Here is a 20,752-nt window from a genome sequence, read left to right as displayed (position 1 = left end):
CCGTCACCGGTAGTTGGTGAACTGCAGCGCGATGCCGAAGTCCTCGCCCTTGAGCAGCGCGATGACCGCCTGCAGGTCGTCCTTCTTCTTGCCGGTCACGCGCAGCTGATCGCCCTGGATCTGGGCCTGGACGCCCTTGGGGCCTTCTTCGCGGATCTTCTTGGAGATGGCCTTCGCCTTCTCCGACTCGATGCCCTGGATGACCTTGGCGTCGATCTTGTACGTCTTGCCGGACGCGCGCGGCTCGCCCGCGTCGAGCGACTTGAGCGAGATGTTGCGCTTGACCAGCTTCTCCTTGAAGACTTCGAGGGCCGCGACGACGCGCTCCTCGGTCTCCGCCTGGAGGCTGACCGTCTCCTCCCCGGACCACTTGATCTCAGCACCGGTGCCGCGGAAGTCGAACCGCTGCCCCAGCTCCTTGTCGGCCTGGTTGAGCGCGTTGTCGACCTCCTGCCGGTCGACCTTGCTGACGATGTCGAACGAAGGTGCCGAAGCCATGGCAGCTGCTCCTGTGGTGCGGTCGTTGGCGGTTACGGGCGTGCCGAGGGTACCCGTTTGCGTTGCCCCCGGGGCGTACCGCTATTCTTGCTTCCGCCAGGCGGGTTGCCCGAGCGGCCAATGGGAGCGGACTGTAAATCCGTCGCGAAAGCTACAGAGGTTCGAATCCTCTACCCGCCACCGGCAGCATCAAAAGGGCCGCTACCAGGGGAAACCCGGTAGCGGCCCTTTTGCGTCCCTGTCGCGCCGCGTGCGGTGTTTTCCGCGGCGCCGGACCTGTCCGGACTCCCGATGAGCGTGTCCCGGCGGTGGTGTGGTCACCGGTGGCCGGCCGGTGCGCTGCCGCTGTCACCCTGCGGCGGAATCTGCGGCACCGCCCCCGGACGTCCCCGAAATTGTCGTACACCAGTTCTAGGATGTATCCATGAATGAACGGCAGTGGTGGAACGGGCGGTGGTCGCGGCTGGTACGCCGGGACGTCTTCGTGCGCAACGCGGCCGACGGTCGGTGGCAGGTCGAGCTCCGGCGCGGCGGGCCCGAGGGGCGGCAGCGGACGCGGTCGTTCGAGACCGAGCGGGAGGCGGTCGGATGGGTCGAGTCGGCGGTGCTCGACCCGGAGGCCGGCTGGCGCGAGATCCGCGACGCGGCGGTCCTGTCCGTCAGGAAGAGAGGGATGGGCAAGTCTGACTCCCGAAGGCTCGGAAAAGTTGCACAAGGTTTAGATCGGGCCGGTTGATATGGCCGGACCGCCACTCCCGGAATCGGCCGAAAGGTCGATTCTTCCGCGCACGCGCGTCATCCTTGCCGCCGCACTGTCGGTTCCGAGGTTGGCTGTGGCAGGATCGTGGGTATCCATACCGGACCTGATGTCACTGCGATCGCATGGGAGCGACAGATGCGTGAGACGACGCTTGGCCGATGGATGATCCGACTGGCGGTGACGGTTGGCGCTGGGGTTGTCGCCCTCGGCATGTCGGCGGCCGCGGCGCACGCAAGCGAGGTAAGCAGTGAGGCGGCCCCAGTGACCCTCGTCGGTATCGCACAGGCGGTGCAGGCCGGCACGAGCACGCTCCGCCTCAATGCGACCGAGGGCTTCGACTGGAACTAAGGGCCTCAGTGCTCACCGGCCAGGCCCCTTGCCCGAAGGATTGGGGAACGGGTGCCTGCTCCGAAGGTTCCGGTCAGCCGCTCTGACGCTCACTCATGGCTGATCACCGGGCCGCTGCTGCTGCTCGGTGCGCTCCTGTCGCTGCCCATCCTGCTGTCCGACGGTGACACGAGCAGGCCGGGCGACAACCAGGTCGGCTATGCGCTGATCCTGCTGGTGCTTGCCACGCTCGCGACGCCCATGGCGCTCCGCTTCGACATCAGGCGGCAGGCACTCGTCACGCGCATGGACGACATCCCGGTCATCCTGGCGCTGTTCTACCTCTCGCCCTGGCTGGCCGTCGGCGTGCGGGTCATCGCCGGGCTGATCTGGAACATCCTCGGCGCCCGGCTGACCCCGCACAAGCTCGCGTTCAACGCGGCCAGCCACTTCGCGGGCATCGCGACCGCCAATCTCATCGTCTTCGAGTTCGGCCTCGGCAGCGGCGGGTCGCCCGGCACCTGGCTGGTCCTCGCCGCCGCGGTCTTCGCCGGCAACGTCGTGGCCCTGTCGGCGATCGCGGGCGTGATGGTGCTGCTGCAAGGCGTCGGCCAGCTGCCCTACTTCCTGCGCTCGTCGCTGGCCGGCTTCGCCGTCATCGGCGTCAACATCGTGCTCGGCCTGGTCATGCTGCTGACGCTGCAGGCCAGCAAGTGGGGCAGCCTGCTGCTGATCGCCCTCGCGATCGTGCTCGGTGTCCTCTACCGGTCCTATGCCCAGTTCTTCCGCCAGCACCGCAGCCTCACCGAGATGTACGCGCTGACCCGCGACATCGCCGCCACCAACCACGACGGCACGCTGCCCGACGTGCTGCTGGCCCGGGTCCGGGCGCTGCTGGCGGCCGACTCGGCGACGCTGTGGCTGCCGGAGTACGGGCGGCACCACGAGGTCCTGCTGTCCGCCCGGTTCGACTACCCGGGCCTGCTGGACAGTGCCACGACGCCCGACCTGTTCCGGCAGCTGGCGATGCGCACCGGCAACACCGTCGTGGCCGGCCCCAAGTCCGGCCCGCCGGAGCTGCAGTCGGCGCTGCAGGAGGCCCGCGTCAAGGACGTCATCGTCGTGCCGTTGCGCTCCAGCGGCGTCGCGATCGGCACCCTTGAGGTCGCCGGGCGGCTCGGCGACAAGGTCGTGTTCGGCAAGGACGACGTGCAGCTGCTCGAGACGCTGTCGGTGCAGGCGGGCGCCGCGGTGGAGAACAGCCGCCTCGTTGACCGGCTCCAGTTCGACGCCAACCACGACGCGCTCACCGGCCTCGCCAACCGGCGGCGGATGCTGGAGGCGCTCGGCGAGGCGATGACCGGCCGCGGCCCGCGCGAGGTCGTCGCCGTCCTGCTCTTCGACGTGATCGCCCTGCGCGAGGTCAACGACTCGCTCGGGCACGACGCCGGGGACCAGGTGCTCATCCAGGTCGCCCGCCGGCTGCGCGACCTCGCGCCGCAGGGCGCCCTGGTCGCCCGGGTCGGCGGCGACGAGTTCGCCGTCGAGCTGCGCACCGCCAGCGCCGACGCGGCCGTCGCGGTCGCCGACACGCTGCGCGCCGGCCTGCGCGACCGCATGGTCATCGACACGCTCACCGTGGACGTCGACACCAACGTCGGCGTCTCGATCTACCCCGACCACGGCACGGAGCCCGAGGCGCTGCTCCAGCGGGCGATCGTGGCCACGTACGTGGCGAAGTCCCGGGGGATCGTGCAGATGTTCAACGCCGGGCTGCAGTCGCGCTCGGTGCGGCGCGTCGGGCTGGCCGCGGATCTCGAGGCCGCGCTCAACACCGGTGAGCTGGAGGTGTACTTCCAGCCGAAGGTCGCGCTGCAGGACCGGCGGCTCGTCGGCGTGGAGTGCCTGGCCCGCTGGGAGCACCCGGTGCACGGTCAGGTCGCCCCGCCGGACTTCGTCTCCGTCGCCGAACACACCGGGCAGCTGTCCCGGCTCAACGGTGTCGTCCTTCGTGAGGGCATCCGCCGGGCCCGTGAGTGGGCCGACGCGGGCCGTTCGCTGACGGTCGCGGTCAACATCTCCGTGCGTACGCTCAACGACGCCGACTTCCCCTTACAGGTCGCGGAGCTGCTCGACGAGCACGGCGTGCCCGCCGACCGGATCATCCTCGAGCTGTCCGAGGAGGAACTGCTGCGCAGCGGCCGGGGCATCCCTGCCCTGCGGCGCCTGCGCGACCTCGGCGTGCAGCTGTCGGTCGACGACTTCGGCGCGGGGCGTTCCTCGTTCGCCGACCTCAGCCGCCTGCCCGTGCAGGAGGTCAAGATCGACCGTACGTTCGTGCAGGGCATGGCCACCGGCGCCAGCGACCTCGCGATCGTGCGCACGGTCGTCGACATGGCCCGGCACTTCGGCCTGGCCGTCGTCGCCGAGGGCGTTGAGAGTGAACTCACACTCGGCCTGCTCGAGGACATGCACTGCGACATGGGTCAGGGCTTCCTGTTCAGCCGGGCGTTGCCGTACGAGCGCTTCGAGTCCTGGCTCCAGGTCCAGGCCGACGCCGACCCGACGGTCGTCCCGGCCGGCGAGGTCCGCTGGCTGCGCGCCGTGCCGTAGGCGGCATCAGTCGCTGTGCAGGCGGGTGCGGGCAACTGGCGGCGTCAGTGGCGTTCATCGGGTGTCGGACGCTGTGCTGCCCTCCGCGCCGGCCGCCGGGGTCACACGCGGAAGCGCCCATCGCGACCAGGGTAAACACCACTTCGGGGAAGTCGATTTCGTGCCACGGCGAGGGCCGTGTACGCTTAGCGAGCGCATGTGCGGGATCGCACGTGATGCGCCCCCTTAGCTCAGTCGGCAGAGCGTCTCCATGGTAAGGAGAAGGTCTACGGTTCGATTCCGTAAGGGGGCTCGAGAGACCGGGCTTGAGACATCGAGTCCGCCGCGGCGGTGTAGCTCAGATGGCAGAGCAAGCGGCTCATAATCGCTGTGTCGCCGGTTCAAGTCCGGCCACCGCTACAGACCCACCACAGAGATCGCCGACTCGGCGACTACCAGTGTGAGCCGCTATGCTCGTTCGCTGGACCTGGACCCCGTTCTGAAGGAAGGCACTTCGCCATGGCCAAGGCGACCGACGTTCGTCCGAAGATCACGCTGGCGTGCACGGAGTGTAAAGAGCGGAACTACATCACGAAGAAGAACCGCCGTAACGACCCGGACCGCATCGAGCTGAAGAAGTTCTGCCCCCGGGACGGCAAGCACACGGTGCACCGCGAGACGCGGTAACCCGTCCATCACAGCTGACGACGACGCCCCGGGCCCAGCGGCCGGGGCGTCGTCGCGTCTGCGCCCGTGCGGCGAAGGGCCGGCGGCGCCGGGTCCAGCGAAGCGCGCCGGCGGTCACGCTGCCGGAGATGCCGGAGATGCCGGAGATGCCGGCGGTGAAGCGGCCGAGGTGACCGCCGAGGGCGCCGGGGGACATCGCCGGGTGGTCAGGCGGCGAGGTCGCGGTAAGGCCGCGGCAACGACGCCGGCGGCCGGCCGGCATCGGCACTCAAGTGGCGAGGCCGCCGAACACCGGGTGGCGTAGACGGCTGTAGGTGCCAGCAGCTCGGTGGTGGCCTCACCGCAGAGGACCCCTGCAGGCAGCCAGTCAGCCCACCGCAGAGGAGTTCGCAAGCAGGCAACCGGCTCACCGCAGAACGCGCCGGCGGTCAGGTGGGGGGACGGCGCCGGAGGGCGTCGGCGGGGCGACCGGCGGTAGCGGTAAGTTGCACATCATGCCGTTGGATCAGTCGTTCATGGGTCGGGTGTATCCGCCGACCCCGCCCTATGAGGTCGGCCGGGAGAAGATCCGGGAGTTCGCCGACGCGGTCAGCGCCAGTGACCCCGTCCACCGGGACCTCGCCGAGGCGCGCGCCAAGGGCTACAAGGACGTGATCGCCCCGCCGACGTTCGCGATCATCCTGAGTCAGAACGCCGGGCAGCAGCTCGTCGAGGACCAGAGCTTCGGGTTGGACTACAGCCGGGTGGTGCACGGCGGGCAGACGTTTCGCTACGAGCGCCCGATCGTCGCCGGCGACCATCTGGTGACGGTGATGGCGGTGGAGGAGATCAGCAGCCGCGCCGGGCACGCGTTCCTGACGACCCGGCACGAGGTGTCGACCGTCGAGGGCGAGCTCGTCGTGACGATCTGGACCCGTCTCGTGGTCCGTGGGGAGGGCTGACATGGAAGCCGGCACCGTGTTCCCGCCGCAGACGTTCCAGGTGACCCGCGCCGACCTGGTGCGATACGCCGGAGCCTCGGGCGACTTCAACCCGATCCACTGGAGCGACCGCGTCGCGACCTCGGTCGGCCTGCCGGGTGTCATCGCGCACGGCATGCTGACGATGGCCCTGGCCGGTCAGGCGGTTGCCTGCTGGGTGGGTGGCACCGCGGCGATCGTCGAGTACACCACCAGGTTCGCCAACCCGGTGGTCGTGCCGGACGACGACAAAGGCACCGAGATCGTGGTGAGCGGGGTCGTGAAGCGGGTAGGCGAAGACGGTGTCACGCAGATCGACATCACCGCCACGTGTAACGGTGAAAAGATTCTCGGCGCCGCAAAAGCCCTGGTCAGGGCCTGACACGCGGCTCGGGAGAGGGGGGTGGTTGGGATATCCCACCCGAACCCGTACACTGGTCGCCCGTGGGGTGAGCAACCTCTCGGCACCTGATCCGTCAGGTCCGGGAAGGGGCGATCACCACGAAGGGGTGTGGCGCAATTGGCAGCGCAGCGGTCTCCAAAACCGCAGGTTGCAGGTTCAAGTCCTGTCGCCCCTGCGCCGAAGGCCTGACCTGGGTCTGGGGTGCCCGATCCGCCGATCGGGTCACGACCTCCAGCGGTCACGGGTTGGTCCCGCCGAGTGCCGCCGGCTCTTCGCCGGTGGCCTGGTTGGGCGGATCCGCGGGCCACTCATCGGACCGAGCACTCGCGAGATCACGGAAGAGGGCGAAAGTGGCCGAACGCAGGCGACGCGGGACCGACCCCGCCGACGATCGCCGTGACGAGGAGCTCAGCGCCGAGGACGCGGCCATCGAGGAAGAGTTCGCGGACGAGCTCGATGAGCTCGACGACGACCTCGACAGTGACCTCGACGACGCGGACGCCGATGAGGACAAGGACGGCGGCAAGCCGGTCCTGACGAAGTCGAAGGACACGAAGTCCAAGTCCAAGGACGTCAAGGACACGGACAAGAAGAAGACCAAGGTCAAAGAGGGCAGCTCGAACAACATCTTCGCGCGGCTCGTCAACTTCGTCCGCGAGGTTGTGGCCGAACTGCGTAAGGTGATCTGGCCGACCCGCAAGGAGCTGACCACTTACACGGTCGTCGTCGTCGTGTTCGTGATCGTGATGCTGACGATCGTGGGCGGACTCGACTACCTGTTCGCCAAGGGCGTCCTCTGGGCCTTCGGCAACAAAGCGGAGTAGTCCACATCAGCGGGACCGGCCGCAGACGCGAAGACTTGACAGACGGAAGTGAGCAGCGTGCAGGAATTCGACGAGACCGCCGGGACCGACGACGAGCAGCGCGAGGAAACGTCGACGGTGATGACGGCCGCCACGCCGAGCACGGCCCCTGAGCCGGCTGCGGCGGCGACCGACGCCGAGGACCCCGTCGCCGAGCTGCGTGCCGCTCTGCGCTTCGCACCCGGTGACTGGTATGTGGTGCACTCCTACGCCGGCTACGAGAACAAGGTCAAGACGAATCTCGAGACCCGCATCACGAGCCTCGACATGGAAGAGTTCATCTACCAGGTCGAGGTCCCGACGCGTGAAGAAGTCGAGATCAAGAACGGCAAGCGCACCCAGGTGCAGAACAAGGTCTTCCCGGGCTACATCCTGGTCCGGATGGAGCTGACCGCTGAGTCCTACTCCTGCGTGCGTAACACGCCCGGCGTGACCGGCTTCGTCGGCGCGACCGACCGGGCGGACCGCCCGGCGCCGCTGTCGCTCGACGAGGTGCTCAAGTGGCTCGCGCCGGTGGTGCAGCAGGAGGGCAAGAAGGCCGGCAAGCCCGAGGTCAAGGTCCTCGACTTCGAGGTCGGCGACTCGGTCACCGTCACCGACGGCGCCTTCGCCTCGCTGCAGGCGACCATCAGCGAGATCAACGCCGACCAGCAGAAGCTCAAGGTGCTGGTCTCGATCTTCGGTCGCGAGACCCCGGTTGAGCTGAACTTCAACCAGGTCACGAAGATCTAATTCCCCTGCGGTACGCTTGAGCGTCCGGCCAAGTGCCGGGCGCTCAGTCGTGCGCAAGGACAGCTGCGGCGCAAGCCGTCAAGCGAAGCACGAATCATTCCAGCCCAGGAAGACGAAAGCAGCCATGCCTCCGAAGAAGAAGCTCGTCAAGACCTTCACGCTTCAGTTGCCGGGCGGCCAGGCCACTCCGGCGCCGCCGGTCGGCCCCGCGCTCGGTCAGCACGGTGTGAACATTATGGAGTTCGTCAAGGCGTACAACGCCCAGACGGAGTCCCAGCGCGGCGACATCATCCCCGCGCAGATCAGCGTCTACGAGGACCGGACGTTCACGTTCATCCTCAAGACCCCGCCCGCCGCCCGCCTGCTGCTCAAGGCCGCCGGCGTGGCGAAGGGCTCCGGCGTGCCGCAGAAGGACAAGGTGGGCTCGATCACCAAGGCCCAGCTGCGAGAGGTCGCCGAGAAGAAGATGTCGGACCTCAACGCCAACGACATCGAGCAGGCCGAGAAGATCATCGCCGGCACCGCCCGTTCCATGGGCATCGTCGTCAAGGACTGACCTACCCGACCACGTGGGAGGGCGTTCGACCGGATCGCCCGCACGATCACCACAGGAGTAAAAGCGACATGTCGCAGCACGGCAAGAACTACCGCAAGGTCTCGGACCTTGTCGACCGCAGCGCGCTCTACAGCCCCATCGCCGCGGTGAAGCTGGCCAAGCAGACCAGCACCGTCAAGTTCGACCCCACCGTCGAGGTGGCCATGCGGCTGGGCGTCGACCCCCGCAAGGCCGACCAGATGGTCCGTGGCACGGTCAACCTGCCCCACGGCACCGGCAAGACCGCCCGCGTCATCGTCTTCGCGCAGGGCCCGAAGGCCGCCGAGGCCGAGGCCGCCGGCGCCGACGCGGTGGGCACCGATGACCTCGTCGCCCGGATCCAGGAAGGCTGGCTGGACTTCGACGCGGCGATCGCGACCCCCGACCAGATGGCCAAGATCGGCCGGATCGCGCGGATCCTGGGCCCGCGCGGCCTGATGCCGAACCCGAAGACGGGCACGGTCACGATGGACGTCACCAAGGCGGTCAACGAGATCAAGGGTGGCAAGATCACCTACCGCGTCGACAAGCACTCCAACCTGCACCTGATCATCGGCAAGGCGAGCTTCTCCGACCAGCAGCTGGTGGAGAACTACGCGGCGGTCCTCGACGAGGTCAACCGGGCCAAGCCGAGCGCGGCCAAGGGCAAGTACCTGAAGAAGATCTTCATCACCACCACCATGGGCCCCGGCATCCCGGTCGACCCGAACCGCACGCGCAACCTCCTCGAAGAGGACACCCCCGCGGCGGAGTAACACAGCACGACGCAGCGCGGCGACGGCGGGCACCCGAGGGTGTCCGCCGTCGTCTATGTTCGGGGACGTGCACCTGCAGGACGTCTGGTTCCGCTACGCCCGCAAGGCGGCGTGGACGTTGTGCGGCGTGGACCTGGCGCTCGGCCCGGGCGAGACCGCCGTCGTGCTCGGCCCCAACGGCTCTGGCAAGTCGACCCTGCTCCAGCTCGCGGCCGGCGTGCTGCGGCCGGCGCGGGGAGCCGTGACGGGCCGCCCGGCCGTGGTGGGCTGGGTGCCCGAGCGGTTCCCCGCGGACCAGCCGTTCACCGCCCGTGCGTACCTCACCCGTATGGCCGCCGTGCGCGGCGCGCCCGAGGCCGCGATCGACGAGTGGGCCGCGCGCCTCGACTTCACCGGGTTCCTCGACGTGCGGCTGCACCGCCTGTCCAAGGGCTCCGCCCAGAAGGTCGGCCTCGTCCAGGCGCTGCTGGACCCGCCGGGGCTCCTCGTGCTCGACGAGCCGTGGGAAGGGCTGGACGCGGCGACCCGCGAGCAGGTGCCGGCCATCGTCGCCGACGTCGTCGGCCGCGGCGGCGCCGTCCTCATCAGCGACCACCTCGGCGAGGTGTCCCGGCTGCCGCGGGCCCGCCGCTGGCACGTCCGCGAGGGCCGGGTCAGCGAGGGGGAGCGGCCCGCGACCCGGCGGATCATTGAGCTCGCGGTGGCTCCGGCGCACGCCGACCGTGCGGTGGCGAAGCTGCGCGCCGACGGCTTCGACGTGCTCGGCGTCCGGGAGGAGCGATGACGGCGCTGGTCCGGATGCGGCTCGCGGGGTTCGTGCAGACGGGCCGCGCCGCCGCGCCGTTGCTGGCCGCGCTGGTCGTCCTTTCCACCCTGTACGGCGGGGGCCAGGCCCAGGCCGGCGAGGCGTACGGGGTTTCCGCCGCCATCCTGTTCGCGGTCCTCGCCTGGCAGACCAAGATCCTGCTCGACGTGGAGCCGGATGTGCAGCGGCGCCTCGGCCGGGTGGCGCTCGGCGCCGCCCGCGAGACCGCCGCCGGCCTCGTCGCGGCGCTGGTCGCCGGCCTGCCGGTCATCCTGGTCGCGCTGATCCTGCCGTGGCTGGTCGGCGGCGTGACCACGCCGGGCGAGGGCGACCCGGCGCTGGCGCAGGGCATCGCCCTGGGCGTGTGGGCGCACCTGCTGCTGCTCCTGCCCGCGGTCGCCCTCGGTGCCCTGTCCAGCCGCGCCGTGTCCGCGCAGACGGCCCGCGGCCTGGCGATCCTCGTCGGCGGTGTGGTGCTGGCGATCGTGCTGGGCCTGAAGCAGTCACCGGCGCCGTGGCTGGCCCCGCCGCTGATGACCGCGGCCCGCGACACGGTCGGCGGCGCCGACGCCGCGGCGGTGCTCGTCACCACCGGATGGGGCCTCGCGTGGGCCGTGCTGGCGGTCGCCGGGTACGCCGCGCTGCGGCGCGATCGGCCGTGATTTGGTGAGGCACGCCGCGTCAAGTACAGTTTCGAACGAAACCCGAAGACCGCTGGTCATGTCCGCGTGAGCGGACATCGAAGGTTCTGCGTCAGCGCAGGCGACCCGCGCAGGGCCGGACAAGCGCTGCCGACATCACCGTCGCTCCGCCCCGTGCGCCCCTGCGCCCGGGGCGTTTTTCGTTGCCGCGGCTCGACCCGAGAGCGTGGCCAGCACCGTAGCAAGAGAGAGGAGGGACATGGCGGACAAGCCGGTTCGAGACGACAAGGCCACCGCGGTCGCGGAGCTCACCGAGAGCTTCCGGGGCTCGACGGCCACCGTGCTGACCGAGTACCGCGGCCTGACCGTGGCGCAGCTCAAGACCCTGCGCCGCAACCTGGGTCGCGAGACCACGTACGCCGTCGCGAAGAACACGCTCGCGAAGCGTGCCGCGACGGACGCGGGCATCAGCGGGCTCGACGATTTGTTCACCGGTCCTACCGCGCTCGCTTTCGTCTCCGGCGACCCGGTCGAGGCGGCGAAGAGCCTCCGCGAGTTCGCGAAGGCCCACCCGCTGCTCGTCATCAAGGGCGGCGTTTTCGAGGGCAAGGCCATCAGCGCGGACGAGGTCCGTCGCCTGGCCGACCTGGAGTCCCGTGAGGTGCTGCTGGCCAAGCTGGCCGGCGCGATGAAGGGCACCATGTCCAAGGCCGCCGCGCTGTTCCAGGCGCCGCTGTCGAAGACGGCCCGCACCGTCCAGGCCCTGGCCGACAAGCGCGCAGAGGAATCCGGCAGCGCGGCCGAATAGGCCCGTGCTCCACATCACTTTTTCGAAAGGAACGCCAACATGGCGAAGCTGAGCACCTCCGAACTCCTCGACGCGTTCAAGGAGATGACCCTGATCGAGCTCTCCGAGTTCGTGAAGGAGTTCGAGACCACGTTCGACGTCACCGCCGCCGCTCCGGTCGCGATCGCCGCCGGTGGCGCCGCCGCCGCTCCCGTCGAGGAGAAGGAGGAGCAGTCGGAGTTCGACGTCGTCCTCGAGGCTGACGGTGGCAAGAAGATCCAGGTCATTAAGGTCGTGCGCGAGCTGACCGGCCTGGGCCTGAAGGAGGCGAAGGACCTCGTCGAGGCCGCGCCGAAGGCCGTCCTGGAGAAGGTCAACAAGGACACCGCCGACAAGGCCAAGGCCAAGCTCGAGGGCGAAGGCGCCAAGGTTACCCTCAAGTAACTTTTGCGACGAAGCGCGAGGCGGCCGCCGGGTTTCCGGCGGCCGCCTTTCGTTGTGCCAGGTGTAAGGACCCAAGATCTAGGGGTGGGCACCACAACACCTTGTGATCGGAGTGCGAGATATCCGTCACGGTGGCCCGACGCGCGTGGGAACCCTTGACGCGATGACCAGCGGGCAGGCACGCTAATCAGGCACTGCCTTTCCGCGGACGCGGCGGCCGGCGGCCCGACAGATGTGCCCCGACCCTTCTTGGGTCTGGCTCAGCGCACATCGACCGGTGAGCCCCAGGCCACGACCGACGCGAGCGGCTCGGCCGGTGGAACAGCGATCTTCAAAAAAGATCGTTGAAACATCGTGCACGGGGCCGCTCGACAGCGGTTAGCCTTTCGGCTACACTGCTAGTTTGCGCTGTCTTCTGACTTCACCTCTGGCGTGGAGTGCCTCTTCGTGGGCACTTTGCATCGGGGGTCGTCAGGCTGCACGCGAAACGGCCTGTCTGCACCACCGGTCCTCGGAAGGACGCATCTTGGCAGCTTCCCGCCCTGCGAAGACCAGTTCGAGCGCATACGCTCCCCGCCGGGTCTCCTTCGGCAGGATCACCGAACACCTTGAGGTTCCCAACCTCCTTGCCATCCAAACCGACTCGTTCGACTGGTTGGTTGGCAACGAGAACTGGCAGAGCCGCTCGGCCGGTGATCAGCACGCCCGTTCCGGGCTCGCGGAGATCCTCGATGAGATCAGTCCCATTGAGGACTTTTCCGGCACGATGTCACTGTCGTTCTCCGCGCCCCGCTTCGACGAGGTGAAGGCTCCAATCGAGGAGTGCAAGGAGAAGGACCTCACCTACTGCGCGCCGCTGTTCGTGACGGCGGAGTTCACCAACCACACCACCGGCGAGATCAAGAGCCAGACGGTGTTCATGGGTGACTTCCCGATGATGACGCCGAAGGGCACCTTCATCATCAACGGCACCGAGCGCGTCGTGGTGAGCCAGCTCGTCCGGTCCCCGGGCGTGTATTTCGACAAGCAGCCGGACAAGACCTCCGACCGCGACCTCACCAGTGTCAAGGTCATCCCGAGCCGGGGTGCCTGGCTCGAGTTCGACATCGACAAGCGTGACACCGTCGGTGTCCGCATCGACCGCAAGCGCCGGCAGGCGGTCTCCGTCCTGCTGAAGGCCATCGGCTGGTCCGCCGAGCGCATCCGGGAGAAGTTCGGCTGGTCCGAGCTCATGATGACGACGCTCGAGAAGGACCACATCGCCGGCCAGGACGAGGCGCTGCTCGACATCTACCGCAAGCTCCGCCCCGGCGAGCCGCCGACGCGTGAGAATGCGCAGACCCTGCTCGACAACCTCTTCTTCAACCCGAAGCGATACGACGTCGCCAAGGTCGGTCGATACAAGTTCAACAAGAAGCTCGAGTTGGACCTCCCGATCAACCAGGGTGTGCTGACCGAAGAGGACATCGTCGCCACGGTCGAGTACCTCTGCCGCCTGCACACGGGCGAAGAGGGCTACGAGGCCGACGACATCGACCACTTCGGCAACCGGCGCCTGCGCACGGTCGGCGAGCTCATCCAGAACCAGGTCCGCGTGGGCCTGTCCCGGATGGAGCGCGTCGTCCGCGAGCGGATGACCACCCAGGACGTCGAGGCGATCACGCCGCAGACCCTGATCAACATCCGTCCCGTCGTGGCGGCGATCAAGGAGTTCTTCGGTACGTCGCAGTTGTCCCAGTTCATGGACCAGACCAACCCGCTGGCGGGCCTGACCCACCGGCGCCGGCTGAGCGCGCTCGGCCCGGGCGGTCTGTCGCGTGAGCGGGCCGGCTTCGAGGTCCGTGACGTGCACCCGTCGCACTACGGCCGCATGTGCCCGATCGAGACCCCTGAGGGCCCCAACATCGGTCTCATCGGCGCGCTGTCGACGTTCGCGCGGGTCAACCCGTTCGGCTTCGTCGAGACGCCCTACCGCAAGGTCGTCGACGGCCGGGTCACCGACCAGATCGACTACCTGACCGCCGACGAAGAGGACCGCTTCGTCAAGGCGCAGGCCAACGCTCCGCTCAAGAGCGACGGCAACTTCGCCGAGGACCGCATCCTCGTCCGACGCAAGGGCGGTGAGGTCGACAACGTCCCCGCGGACCAGGTCGACTACATGGACGTGTCGCCGCGGCAGATGACCTCGGTCGCCACCGCGATGATCCCGTTCCTCGAGCACGACGACGCCAACCGTGCACTCATGGGCGCCAACATGCAGCGCCAGGCGGTGCCGCTGGTCAAGGCCGAGGCCCCGCTCGTCGGCACCGGCATGGAGTACCGTGCCGCCGTCGACGCCGGTGACGTGGTCGTGGCCGAGGTCGCCGGCGTGGTCGAGGACATGTGCGCCGACTACATCACGATCCACCAGGACGACGGTCACCGCCGCACCTACCTGCTGCACAAGTTCCGCCGCTCCAACTCCGGCTCCTGCGTCAACCAGAAGCCGGTGATCTTCGAGGGCGACCGGGTCGAGGCGGGGCAGGTCATCGCCGACGGTCCGTGCACCGACGAGGGCGAGATGGCGCTCGGGCGTAACCTGCTCGTGGCGTTCATGCCCTGGGAGGGCCACAACTACGAAGACGCCATCATCCTGTCCCAGAAGCTGGTGCAGAACGACGTCCTCACCTCGATCCACATCGAGGAGCACGAGGTCGACGCGCGCGACACCAAGCTGGGGCCGGAGGAGATCACCCGCGACATCCCGAACGTCAGCGAGGAGATGCTCGCCGACCTCGACGAGCGGGGGATCATCCGGATCGGCGCCGAGGTCGTGACGGGCGACATCCTGGTCGGCAAGGTCACCCCCAAGGGTGAGACCGAGCTGACCCCCGAGGAGCGGCTGCTCCGCGCGATCTTCGGTGAGAAGGCCCGCGAGGTGCGCGACACCAGCCTCAAGGTGCCGCACGGCGAGACCGGCACGGTCATCGGCGTGCGCACGTTCAGCCGGGAGGACGGCGACGAGCTGTCCCCGGGCGTGAACGAGCTGGTGCGCGTCTACGTGGCCCAGAAGCGGAAGATCCAGGACGGCGACAAGCTCGCCGGCCGCCACGGCAACAAGGGTGTCATCTCCAAGATCCTTCCGGTCGAGGACATGCCGTTCCTCGAGGACGGCACCCCGGTCGACATCGTGCTCAACCCGCTCGGCGTGCCGAGCCGGATGAACATCGGCCAGGTCCTGGAGACCCACCTCGGGTGGGTGGCCAAGACCGGCTGGAAGATCGACGGTGACGAAACCGAGTGGAAGCGGGCGCTGAAGGCCATCGGCGCGGGGGAGTCCGAGCCGGACACCAACGTGGCGACCCCGGTCTTCGACGGTGCCAAGGAGGAAGAGATCGCGGGCTTGATGAGCAGCACGCTGCCCAACCGGGACGGCCACCAGCTCATCGGCGCCAGCGGCAAGGCACGGCTGTTCGACGGCCGCTCCGGTGAGCCGCTGCCGGACCCGATCGCGGTCGGCTACATCTACATCCTCAAGCTCAACCACCTGGTCGACGACAAGATCCACGCTCGCTCCACCGGCCCGTACTCCATGATCACGCAGCAGCCGCTGGGTGGTAAGGCGCAGTTCGGTGGCCAGCGCTTCGGTGAGATGGAGTGCTGGGCGATGCAGGCCTACGGCGCGGCATACGCGCTGCAGGAGCTGCTGACGATCAAGTCCGACGACGTCCTTGGACGCGTCAAGGTCTACGAGGCGATCGTCAAGGGCGAGAACATCCCGGAGCCGGGCATCCCGGAGTCCTTCAAGGTGCTGCTCAAGGAGCTGCAGTCGCTGTGCCTGAACGTCGAGGTGCTCTCCAGCGACGGTGTGGCCCTGGAGATGCGCGAGACGGACGACGAGGTGTTCCGCGCCGCCGAGGAACTCGGTATCGACCTCTCCCGGCGTGAGCCGAGCAGCGTCGAGGAAGTTTGATCTCGTGGCGGGCGCCCCGCGAAGGCGCCCGCCCACGACCTAGCAATTACCCGAGCAACTGAATCGTGAGGACATAGACGAAGTGCTCGACGTCAACTACTTCGACGAACTGCGCATCGGTCTGGCCACTGCTGACGACATCCGCCAGTGGTCGCACGGCGAGGTCAAGAAGCCCGAGACGATCAACTACCGCACCCTGAAGCCGGAGAAGGACGGGCTCTTCTGCGAGAAGATCTTCGGTCCGACCCGGGACTGGGAGTGCTACTGCGGCAAGTACAAGCGGGTCCGGTTCAAGGGCATCATCTGTGAGCGCTGCGGCGTCGAGGTGACCCGGGCCAAGGTCCGCCGTGAGCGCATGGGTCACATCGAGCTGGCCGCCCCGGTCACGCACATCTGGTACTTCAAGGGTGTGCCCAGCCGGCTCGGCTACCTGCTCGACCTGGCGCCGAAGGATCTCGAGAAGATCATCTACTTCGCGTCGTACGTGATCACCAGCGTCGACAAGGACGCCCGCCACCGCGACCTCGCCACCCTCGAGAACGAGGTCTCGGCGGAGAAGCGGCAGGCGGAGAACGCCCGCGACTCGGAGATCGAGAAGCGCGCCGCGAAGCTGGAGCAGGACCTCGCCGAGCTCGAGGCCGAGGGCGCGAAGGCCGATGTGCGCCGCAAGGTCAAGGAGTCCGGCGAGCGCGAGATGCGCCAGATGCGTGACCGCGCGCAGCGTGAGATCGACCGTCTCGACGAGGTCATGGACACGTTCCGCAAGCTGGACCGCAAGAACCTCATCACCGACGAGCTGCTCTACCGTGAGCTGCGCGACCGGTTCGGTGAGTACTTCACCGGCGCCATGGGCGCCGAGGCGATCAAGGCGCTGCTGGAGAACCTGGACCTCGACGAGGAGGCCGAGTCGCTGCGCGAGACCATCCGCAGCGGCAAGGGCCAGCGCAAGATCCGGGCCCTCAAGCGCCTCAAGGTCGTCGCGGCGTTCCTCAACACCGCCAACTCGCCGCTGGGCATGGTGCTGGACTGCGTCCCGGTCATCCCGCCGGACCTGCGCCCGATGGTGCAGCTCGACGGTGGTCGGTTCGCCACCAGCGACCTCAACGACCTGTACCGGCGCGTGATCAACCGAAACAACCGGCTCAAGCGCCTGATCGACCTGGGTGCCCCGGAGATCATCGTCAACAACGAGAAGCGGATGCTGCAGGAGGCCGTCGACGCGCTGTTCGACAACGGCCGCCGCGGTCGTCCCGTCACCGGCCCGGGCAACCGGCCGCTGAAGTCGCTGTCCGACATGCTCAAGGGCAAGCAGGGCCGCTTCCGGCAGAACCTGCTGGGCAAGCGCGTCGACTACTCCGGCCGTTCGGTCATCGTCGTCGGCCCGCAGCTCAAGCTGCACCAGTGCGGCCTGCCGAAGCAGATGGCGCTGGAGTTGTTCAAGCCGTTCGTGATGAAGCGCCTGGTCGACCTGAACCACGCGCAGAACATCAAGTCGGCCAAGCGCATGGTCGAGCGTCAGCGTCCGGTCGTGTGGGACGTGCTGGAGGAGGTCATCGCGGAGCACCCGGTGCTGCTCAACCGCGCGCCGACCCTGCACCGCCTGGGCATCCAGGCCTTCGAGCCGCAGCTGGTCGAGGGCAAGGCCATCCAGATCCACCCGCTCGTCTGCACCGCCTTCAACGCCGACTTCGACGGCGACCAGATGGCCGTGCACGTGCCGCTGTCCGCGGAGGCGCAGGCCGAGGCCCGCATCCTCATGCTGTCCAGCAACAACATCCTCAAGCCGGCCGACGGCAAGCCGGTCACCATGCCCACCCAGGACATGGTCATCGGCCTGTACCACCTGACGCACATCCAGAAGAACCTGCTCGGCGAGGGGCGCACCTTCAGCTCCGACGCCGAGGCCCGGATGGCGTTCGACAACGGCGAGCTGCACCTGCAGGCCCCGGTGAAGATCCGGCTCAAGGACATCATCGGCGTCGACAACGGTGCGTCCGGCCCGCAGTGGGAGGCCCCCGAGGGCTGGCAGCCCGGCGACTCCGTGACGGTCGAGACCACCCTGGGCCGGGTCCTGTTCAACGAGACCCTCCCGGTGGGCTACCGCTTCGTCAACTACGAGATCCGCAAGGGTCAGCTGTCGGCGATCGTCAACGACCTGGCCGAGCGCTTCCCGAAGGTCTCCCTCGCGGCGACCCTCGACGCGCTCAAGCTGGCGGGCTTCCACTGGGCCACCTGGTCCGGCGTCACCATCGGCATGGAGGACGTCATCCAGCCGCCTCGCAAGCGCGAGATCCTCGAGCGCTACGAGAAGGAGGCCGAGCGGATCGACAAGCAGTACCAGCGCGGTCTCATGACGGCCGAGGAGCGCCGCGGCGAGCTCATCGAGATCTGGACCAAGGCGACCGGCGAGGTCGCCAAGGAGATGGAAAGCGCGCTGCCGCAGGAGAACCCGCTGTGGAAGATGATCAACTCGGGTGCCCGCGGTAACCTGCTCCAGCTCCGCCAGATCGCCGCGATCCGTGGCCTGGTGGCCAACCCGAAGGGCGAGATCATCCCGCGGCCGATCAAGGCCAGCTACCGGGAGGGTCTGTCCGTGCTGGAGTACTTCATCTCCACGCACGGCGCGCGCAAGGGTCTGGCCGACACCGCGCTGCGGACCGCCGACTCGGGTTACCTGACCCGTCGTCTGGTGGACGTGTCGCAGGACGTCATCATCCGCGAGGAGGACTGCGGCACCGACCGCGCCATCCCGATGACGGTCGGCGAGCTGCACGACGGCGTCATGCGCATCCACCAGCACGCGGAGACGGGCGTGCACGCGCGCACCCTGGCTGACGACGTCCGCGACAAGGACGGCAAGCTCGTCGCCGAGCGCGGCACGGACATCAACTCGATCACGGTCGACCTGCTGGTCGCCGCCGGGACCGAGACCGTCCGCGTCCGCAGCGTGCTCACCTGCGAGTCGAAGCTGGGCGTCTGTGGCGCCTGCTACGGCCGGTCGCTGCCCACGGGCAAGACCGTCGACGTCGGCGAGGCGGTCGGCATCATCGCCGCCCAGTCGATCGGTGAGCCGGGCACGCAGTTGACGATGCGTACCTTCCACACCGGTGGTGTCGCGGGTGAGGACATCACCCAGGGTCTGCCCCGTGTGCAGGAGATCTTCGAGGCCCGTGTGCCGAAGGGTAAGGCGCCCATCGCCGACACCCCCGGCCGCGTGCGGATCGAGGACGGCGAGCGGATGCGGAAGATCATCATCGTGCCGGACGACGGCAGCGAGGAGATCGTCCACGACAAGCTCAGCCGGCGCGTCAAGCTGCGCTACCAGGACGGCGAGCACGTCGAGGTGGGCGAGAAGCTCACCGAGGGCACGATCGACCCGCACGAGCTGCTGCGCATCATGGGTCCCCGGGCGGTCCAGGTCCACCTGACGTCCGAGGTCCAGGAGGTGTACCGCTCGCAGGGTGTGCTCATCCACGACAAGCACATCGAGATCATCATCCGGCAGATGCTCAAGCGGGTCACGGTCATCGACTCCGGCTCCACCGAGTTCCTGCCCGGCGTGCTGGTCGACCGTGCGCTGTTCGAGGCGGAGAACCGCCGCGTCGTCGCCGAAGGCGGCGAGCCGGCGGCCGGCCGTCCCGTGCTGATGGGTATCACCAAGGCGTCCCTGGCGACGGAGTCGTGGCTGTCCGCGGCCTCGTTCCAGGAGACGACCCGGGTGCTGACCGACGCCGCGATCCACGCGCGCAGCGACTCGCTGATCGGTCTGAAGGAGAACGTCATCATCGGCAAGCTCATCCCGGCGGGTACCGGCATCAGCAAGTACCGCAGCATCCGGGTCGAGCCGACCGAGGAGGCGAAGGCGAAGGTCTACTCGATGACCGGCTACCCGGAGGCCGACTACGGCTTCGGCCCGGCCAGCGGGCAGGCGGTCCCCCTGGACGACTTCGACCTGGGCTCCTTCCGCTAGGAGTGACGGCACCACGCAGAGGGCGGGGACCCACGGGTTCCCGCCCTCTTGCCGTGCACCGGATAGGCTCGGGTGGTGACGTCGTCGACCCGCCACCCGCTCGACCCCGACCCGGTCCGCGCCAGCAAGGCATCGGCCGTGTTCGGGCTGGGTCTGCTGTCGGTGGTGATCGGGCCGTTCCTCGGCGGGCTCATCCCCGCGACCCTCGCCCTGCTGATGGCTCGCGAGTCGCACCGGGAGCTGGTCGCCGCCGAGGGCTTCCTGCTGGGCGCCAGACGGGTCCGCAACGGTGTGCGGCTCGCGTGGACCGGCATCGTGCTGTCGATCGCCGCGCTGGTCGTCCTTTCGATCGTGGGCCTGCTGGCGTACGCGCGTGGCCGCGGCACCGACTTCGACCCGACGGTGAACTGACGTGACCTACCCCTACCAGCGGCAGGTGCCGCCCCCGCACGCCGCGCAGTCCGGCATGCGGATCGACCTCGTCCAGGGGACCCCGTTCGGGGTGGCGTACCCACTCGTCCAGGGGACCCCCAGCGGCCCCGCGATCGGCAGCCTCGTCGCCGGCATCGTCTCCGTCTTCGTCGGCCTCACGGTGAGCTGCCTCGGCCTGGCCGGCGCCGCGGAGGGCTGGGGCCCCGTGGCGGGCGGCGCCTTCACGGTGCTGGCGGTGTTCCTCGGCCTCGGCGCGATCGGCCTGGGCGTCTTCGGCATACGCCAGGTCCGCCGGTCGGGCCGCCTGGTCACCGGCCGGGGGATGGCGGTGACAGGCGTCGTCCTCGGCTCGGTGGGCGCCGGCATCGGCGTGCTGTCGCTGCTGGCCGCCTTCGTCTTCGCCGCCGCCGTATAGCCATCGGCGGCCGTGGTGCCGCCGCTCGCCGGCCTGGCCTTCGTATAGCCATCGGCGGCCGTGGTGCCGCCGCTCGCCGGCCTGGCCTTCGTATAGCCATCGGCGGCCGTGGTGCCGCCGCTCGCCGGCCTGGCC

The 20,752-nt window shown here is 68.6% G+C and carries 19 protein-coding genes and 4 tRNA genes; 22 read left to right on the top strand and 1 reads right to left on the bottom strand.

The window, feature by feature from the left end; translation table 11 throughout:
• Positions 1–3: 3 nt before the first annotated feature.
• Entirely contained in the window at positions 4–498 is a 495-nt protein-coding gene (locus tag AB0H83_RS03720) for a YajQ family cyclic di-GMP-binding protein (protein WP_033357687.1), read from the bottom strand.
• A 99-nt stretch (positions 499–597) separates the two neighbouring features.
• On the opposite strand from AB0H83_RS03720, the gene AB0H83_RS03715 reads away from it, so the two are divergent.
• The 22 genes from AB0H83_RS03715 (at position 598) to AB0H83_RS03610 (ending at position 20,617) form a co-directional block, all read left to right on the top strand.
• A tRNA-Tyr gene (locus tag AB0H83_RS03715) sits at positions 598–678 on the top strand.
• 244 nt (positions 679–922) lie between these two features.
• Complete coding sequence (locus tag AB0H83_RS03710) at positions 923–1,234, top strand: hypothetical protein (protein WP_360086212.1); 312 nt, start codon at positions 923–925, stop codon at positions 1,232–1,234.
• A 159-nt stretch (positions 1,235–1,393) separates the two neighbouring features.
• Positions 1,394–1,606 carry a hypothetical protein gene (locus AB0H83_RS03705; protein WP_360086209.1) on the top strand — a complete coding sequence of 71 codons (213 nt, stop codon included), beginning with the start codon at positions 1,394–1,396 and terminating at the stop codon, positions 1,604–1,606.
• 51 nt (positions 1,607–1,657) lie between these two features.
• The gene (locus AB0H83_RS03700) at positions 1,658–4,198 is read left to right on the top strand and encodes a bifunctional diguanylate cyclase/phosphodiesterase (RefSeq protein ID WP_360086206.1); all 2,541 of its coding nucleotides are present in this window, start codon (positions 1,658–1,660) and stop codon (positions 4,196–4,198) included.
• A 219-nt stretch (positions 4,199–4,417) separates the two neighbouring features.
• Positions 4,418–4,490, top strand: a tRNA-Thr gene (locus tag AB0H83_RS03695).
• Between the two features lie 34 nt (positions 4,491–4,524).
• Positions 4,525–4,597, top strand: a tRNA-Met gene (locus AB0H83_RS03690).
• Between the two features lie 99 nt (positions 4,598–4,696).
• Positions 4,697–4,864, top strand: coding sequence for a 50S ribosomal protein L33 (rpmG, locus tag AB0H83_RS03685; protein ID WP_033357682.1), 168 nt, complete (start codon positions 4,697–4,699; stop codon positions 4,862–4,864).
• 494 nt (positions 4,865–5,358) lie between these two features.
• Positions 5,359–5,805 carry a MaoC family dehydratase N-terminal domain-containing protein gene (locus AB0H83_RS03680; RefSeq protein ID WP_360086202.1) on the top strand — a complete coding sequence of 149 codons (447 nt, stop codon included), beginning with the start codon at positions 5,359–5,361 and terminating at the stop codon, positions 5,803–5,805.
• 1 nt (position 5,806) lies between these two features.
• Positions 5,807–6,205, top strand: a complete 399-nt coding sequence (locus AB0H83_RS03675) for a MaoC family dehydratase (RefSeq protein ID WP_360086199.1) — start codon at positions 5,807–5,809, stop codon at positions 6,203–6,205.
• Between the two features lie 123 nt (positions 6,206–6,328).
• Positions 6,329–6,401 (top strand) — tRNA-Trp (locus AB0H83_RS03670).
• Positions 6,402–6,576: 175 nt separating this feature from the next.
• Complete coding sequence (gene secE / locus AB0H83_RS03665) at positions 6,577–7,050, top strand: preprotein translocase subunit SecE (RefSeq protein WP_360086196.1); 474 nt, start codon at positions 6,577–6,579, stop codon at positions 7,048–7,050.
• 57 nt (positions 7,051–7,107) lie between these two features.
• On the top strand, positions 7,108–7,821 hold the full coding sequence (gene nusG / locus AB0H83_RS03660) for a transcription termination/antitermination protein NusG (RefSeq protein WP_360086193.1): 714 nt from the start codon (positions 7,108–7,110) through the stop codon (positions 7,819–7,821).
• Between the two features lie 124 nt (positions 7,822–7,945).
• The gene (rplK, locus tag AB0H83_RS03655; protein WP_360086190.1) at positions 7,946–8,377 is read left to right on the top strand and encodes a 50S ribosomal protein L11; all 432 of its coding nucleotides are present in this window, start codon (positions 7,946–7,948) and stop codon (positions 8,375–8,377) included.
• 68 nt (positions 8,378–8,445) lie between these two features.
• Positions 8,446–9,171 carry a 50S ribosomal protein L1 gene (gene rplA, locus AB0H83_RS03650; RefSeq protein WP_360086187.1) on the top strand — a complete coding sequence of 242 codons (726 nt, stop codon included), beginning with the start codon at positions 8,446–8,448 and terminating at the stop codon, positions 9,169–9,171.
• A 67-nt stretch (positions 9,172–9,238) separates the two neighbouring features.
• Positions 9,239–9,955 carry an ATP-binding cassette domain-containing protein gene (locus tag AB0H83_RS03645; protein ID WP_360086184.1) on the top strand — a complete coding sequence of 239 codons (717 nt, stop codon included), beginning with the start codon at positions 9,239–9,241 and terminating at the stop codon, positions 9,953–9,955.
• Entirely contained in the window at positions 9,952–10,638 is a 687-nt protein-coding gene (locus AB0H83_RS03640; protein WP_360086181.1) for a hypothetical protein, read from the top strand. Before AB0H83_RS03645 ends, AB0H83_RS03640 begins: the two co-directional genes overlap by 4 nt.
• Positions 10,639–10,876: 238 nt before the next feature.
• The gene (gene rplJ / locus AB0H83_RS03635; RefSeq protein ID WP_360086178.1) at positions 10,877–11,425 is read left to right on the top strand and encodes a 50S ribosomal protein L10; all 549 of its coding nucleotides are present in this window, start codon (positions 10,877–10,879) and stop codon (positions 11,423–11,425) included.
• 39 nt (positions 11,426–11,464) lie between these two features.
• Positions 11,465–11,848 (top strand): 50S ribosomal protein L7/L12, encoded by a 384-nt coding sequence (gene rplL, locus AB0H83_RS03630; RefSeq protein ID WP_360086175.1) that lies wholly within the window; start codon positions 11,465–11,467, stop codon positions 11,846–11,848.
• Positions 11,849–12,374: 526 nt separating this feature from the next.
• On the top strand, positions 12,375–15,800 hold the full coding sequence (locus tag AB0H83_RS03625) for a DNA-directed RNA polymerase subunit beta (protein ID WP_360086172.1): 3,426 nt from the start codon (positions 12,375–12,377) through the stop codon (positions 15,798–15,800).
• 82 nt (positions 15,801–15,882) lie between these two features.
• Positions 15,883–19,770, top strand: coding sequence for a DNA-directed RNA polymerase subunit beta' (locus AB0H83_RS03620; protein WP_360086169.1), 3,888 nt, complete (start codon positions 15,883–15,885; stop codon positions 19,768–19,770).
• A gap of 75 nt (positions 19,771–19,845) precedes the next feature.
• Complete coding sequence (locus AB0H83_RS03615; RefSeq protein ID WP_360086166.1) at positions 19,846–20,181, top strand: hypothetical protein; 336 nt, start codon at positions 19,846–19,848, stop codon at positions 20,179–20,181.
• Between the two features lies 1 nt (position 20,182).
• Positions 20,183–20,617, top strand: a complete 435-nt coding sequence (locus tag AB0H83_RS03610) for a DUF4190 domain-containing protein (RefSeq protein ID WP_360086163.1) — start codon at positions 20,183–20,185, stop codon at positions 20,615–20,617.
• Positions 20,618–20,752: the final 135 nt, after the last annotated feature.

The organism is Dactylosporangium sp. NPDC050688, assembly GCF_040654515.1.
Taxonomy (GTDB): domain Bacteria; phylum Actinomycetota; class Actinomycetes; order Mycobacteriales; family Micromonosporaceae; genus Dactylosporangium.
Note: the sequence above shows the minus strand (reverse complement) of the source record. Positions and strands in the feature narration are given on the sequence as shown.

Coding starts and splice junctions, on each gene's coding strand:
- AB0H83_RS03680 (WP_360086202.1), top strand. CDS start 5,359: ATGCCGTTGGATCAGTCGTTCATGGGTCGGGTGTATCCGCCGACCCCG.
- AB0H83_RS03640 (WP_360086181.1), top strand. CDS start 9,952: ATGACGGCGCTGGTCCGGATGCGGCTCGCGGGGTTCGTGCAGACGGGC.
- AB0H83_RS03675 (WP_360086199.1), top strand. CDS start 5,807: ATGGAAGCCGGCACCGTGTTCCCGCCGCAGACGTTCCAGGTGACCCGC.
- rplJ (WP_360086178.1), top strand. CDS start 10,877: ATGGCGGACAAGCCGGTTCGAGACGACAAGGCCACCGCGGTCGCGGAG.
- AB0H83_RS03710 (WP_360086212.1), top strand. CDS start 923: ATGAATGAACGGCAGTGGTGGAACGGGCGGTGGTCGCGGCTGGTACGC.
- rplA (WP_360086187.1), top strand. CDS start 8,446: ATGTCGCAGCACGGCAAGAACTACCGCAAGGTCTCGGACCTTGTCGAC.
- AB0H83_RS03705 (WP_360086209.1), top strand. CDS start 1,394: ATGCGTGAGACGACGCTTGGCCGATGGATGATCCGACTGGCGGTGACG.
- AB0H83_RS03720 (WP_033357687.1), bottom strand. CDS start 498: ATGGCTTCGGCACCTTCGTTCGACATCGTCAGCAAGGTCGACCGGCAG.
- rplK (WP_360086190.1), top strand. CDS start 7,946: ATGCCTCCGAAGAAGAAGCTCGTCAAGACCTTCACGCTTCAGTTGCCG.
- rplL (WP_360086175.1), top strand. CDS start 11,465: ATGGCGAAGCTGAGCACCTCCGAACTCCTCGACGCGTTCAAGGAGATG.
- rpmG (WP_033357682.1), top strand. CDS start 4,697: ATGGCCAAGGCGACCGACGTTCGTCCGAAGATCACGCTGGCGTGCACG.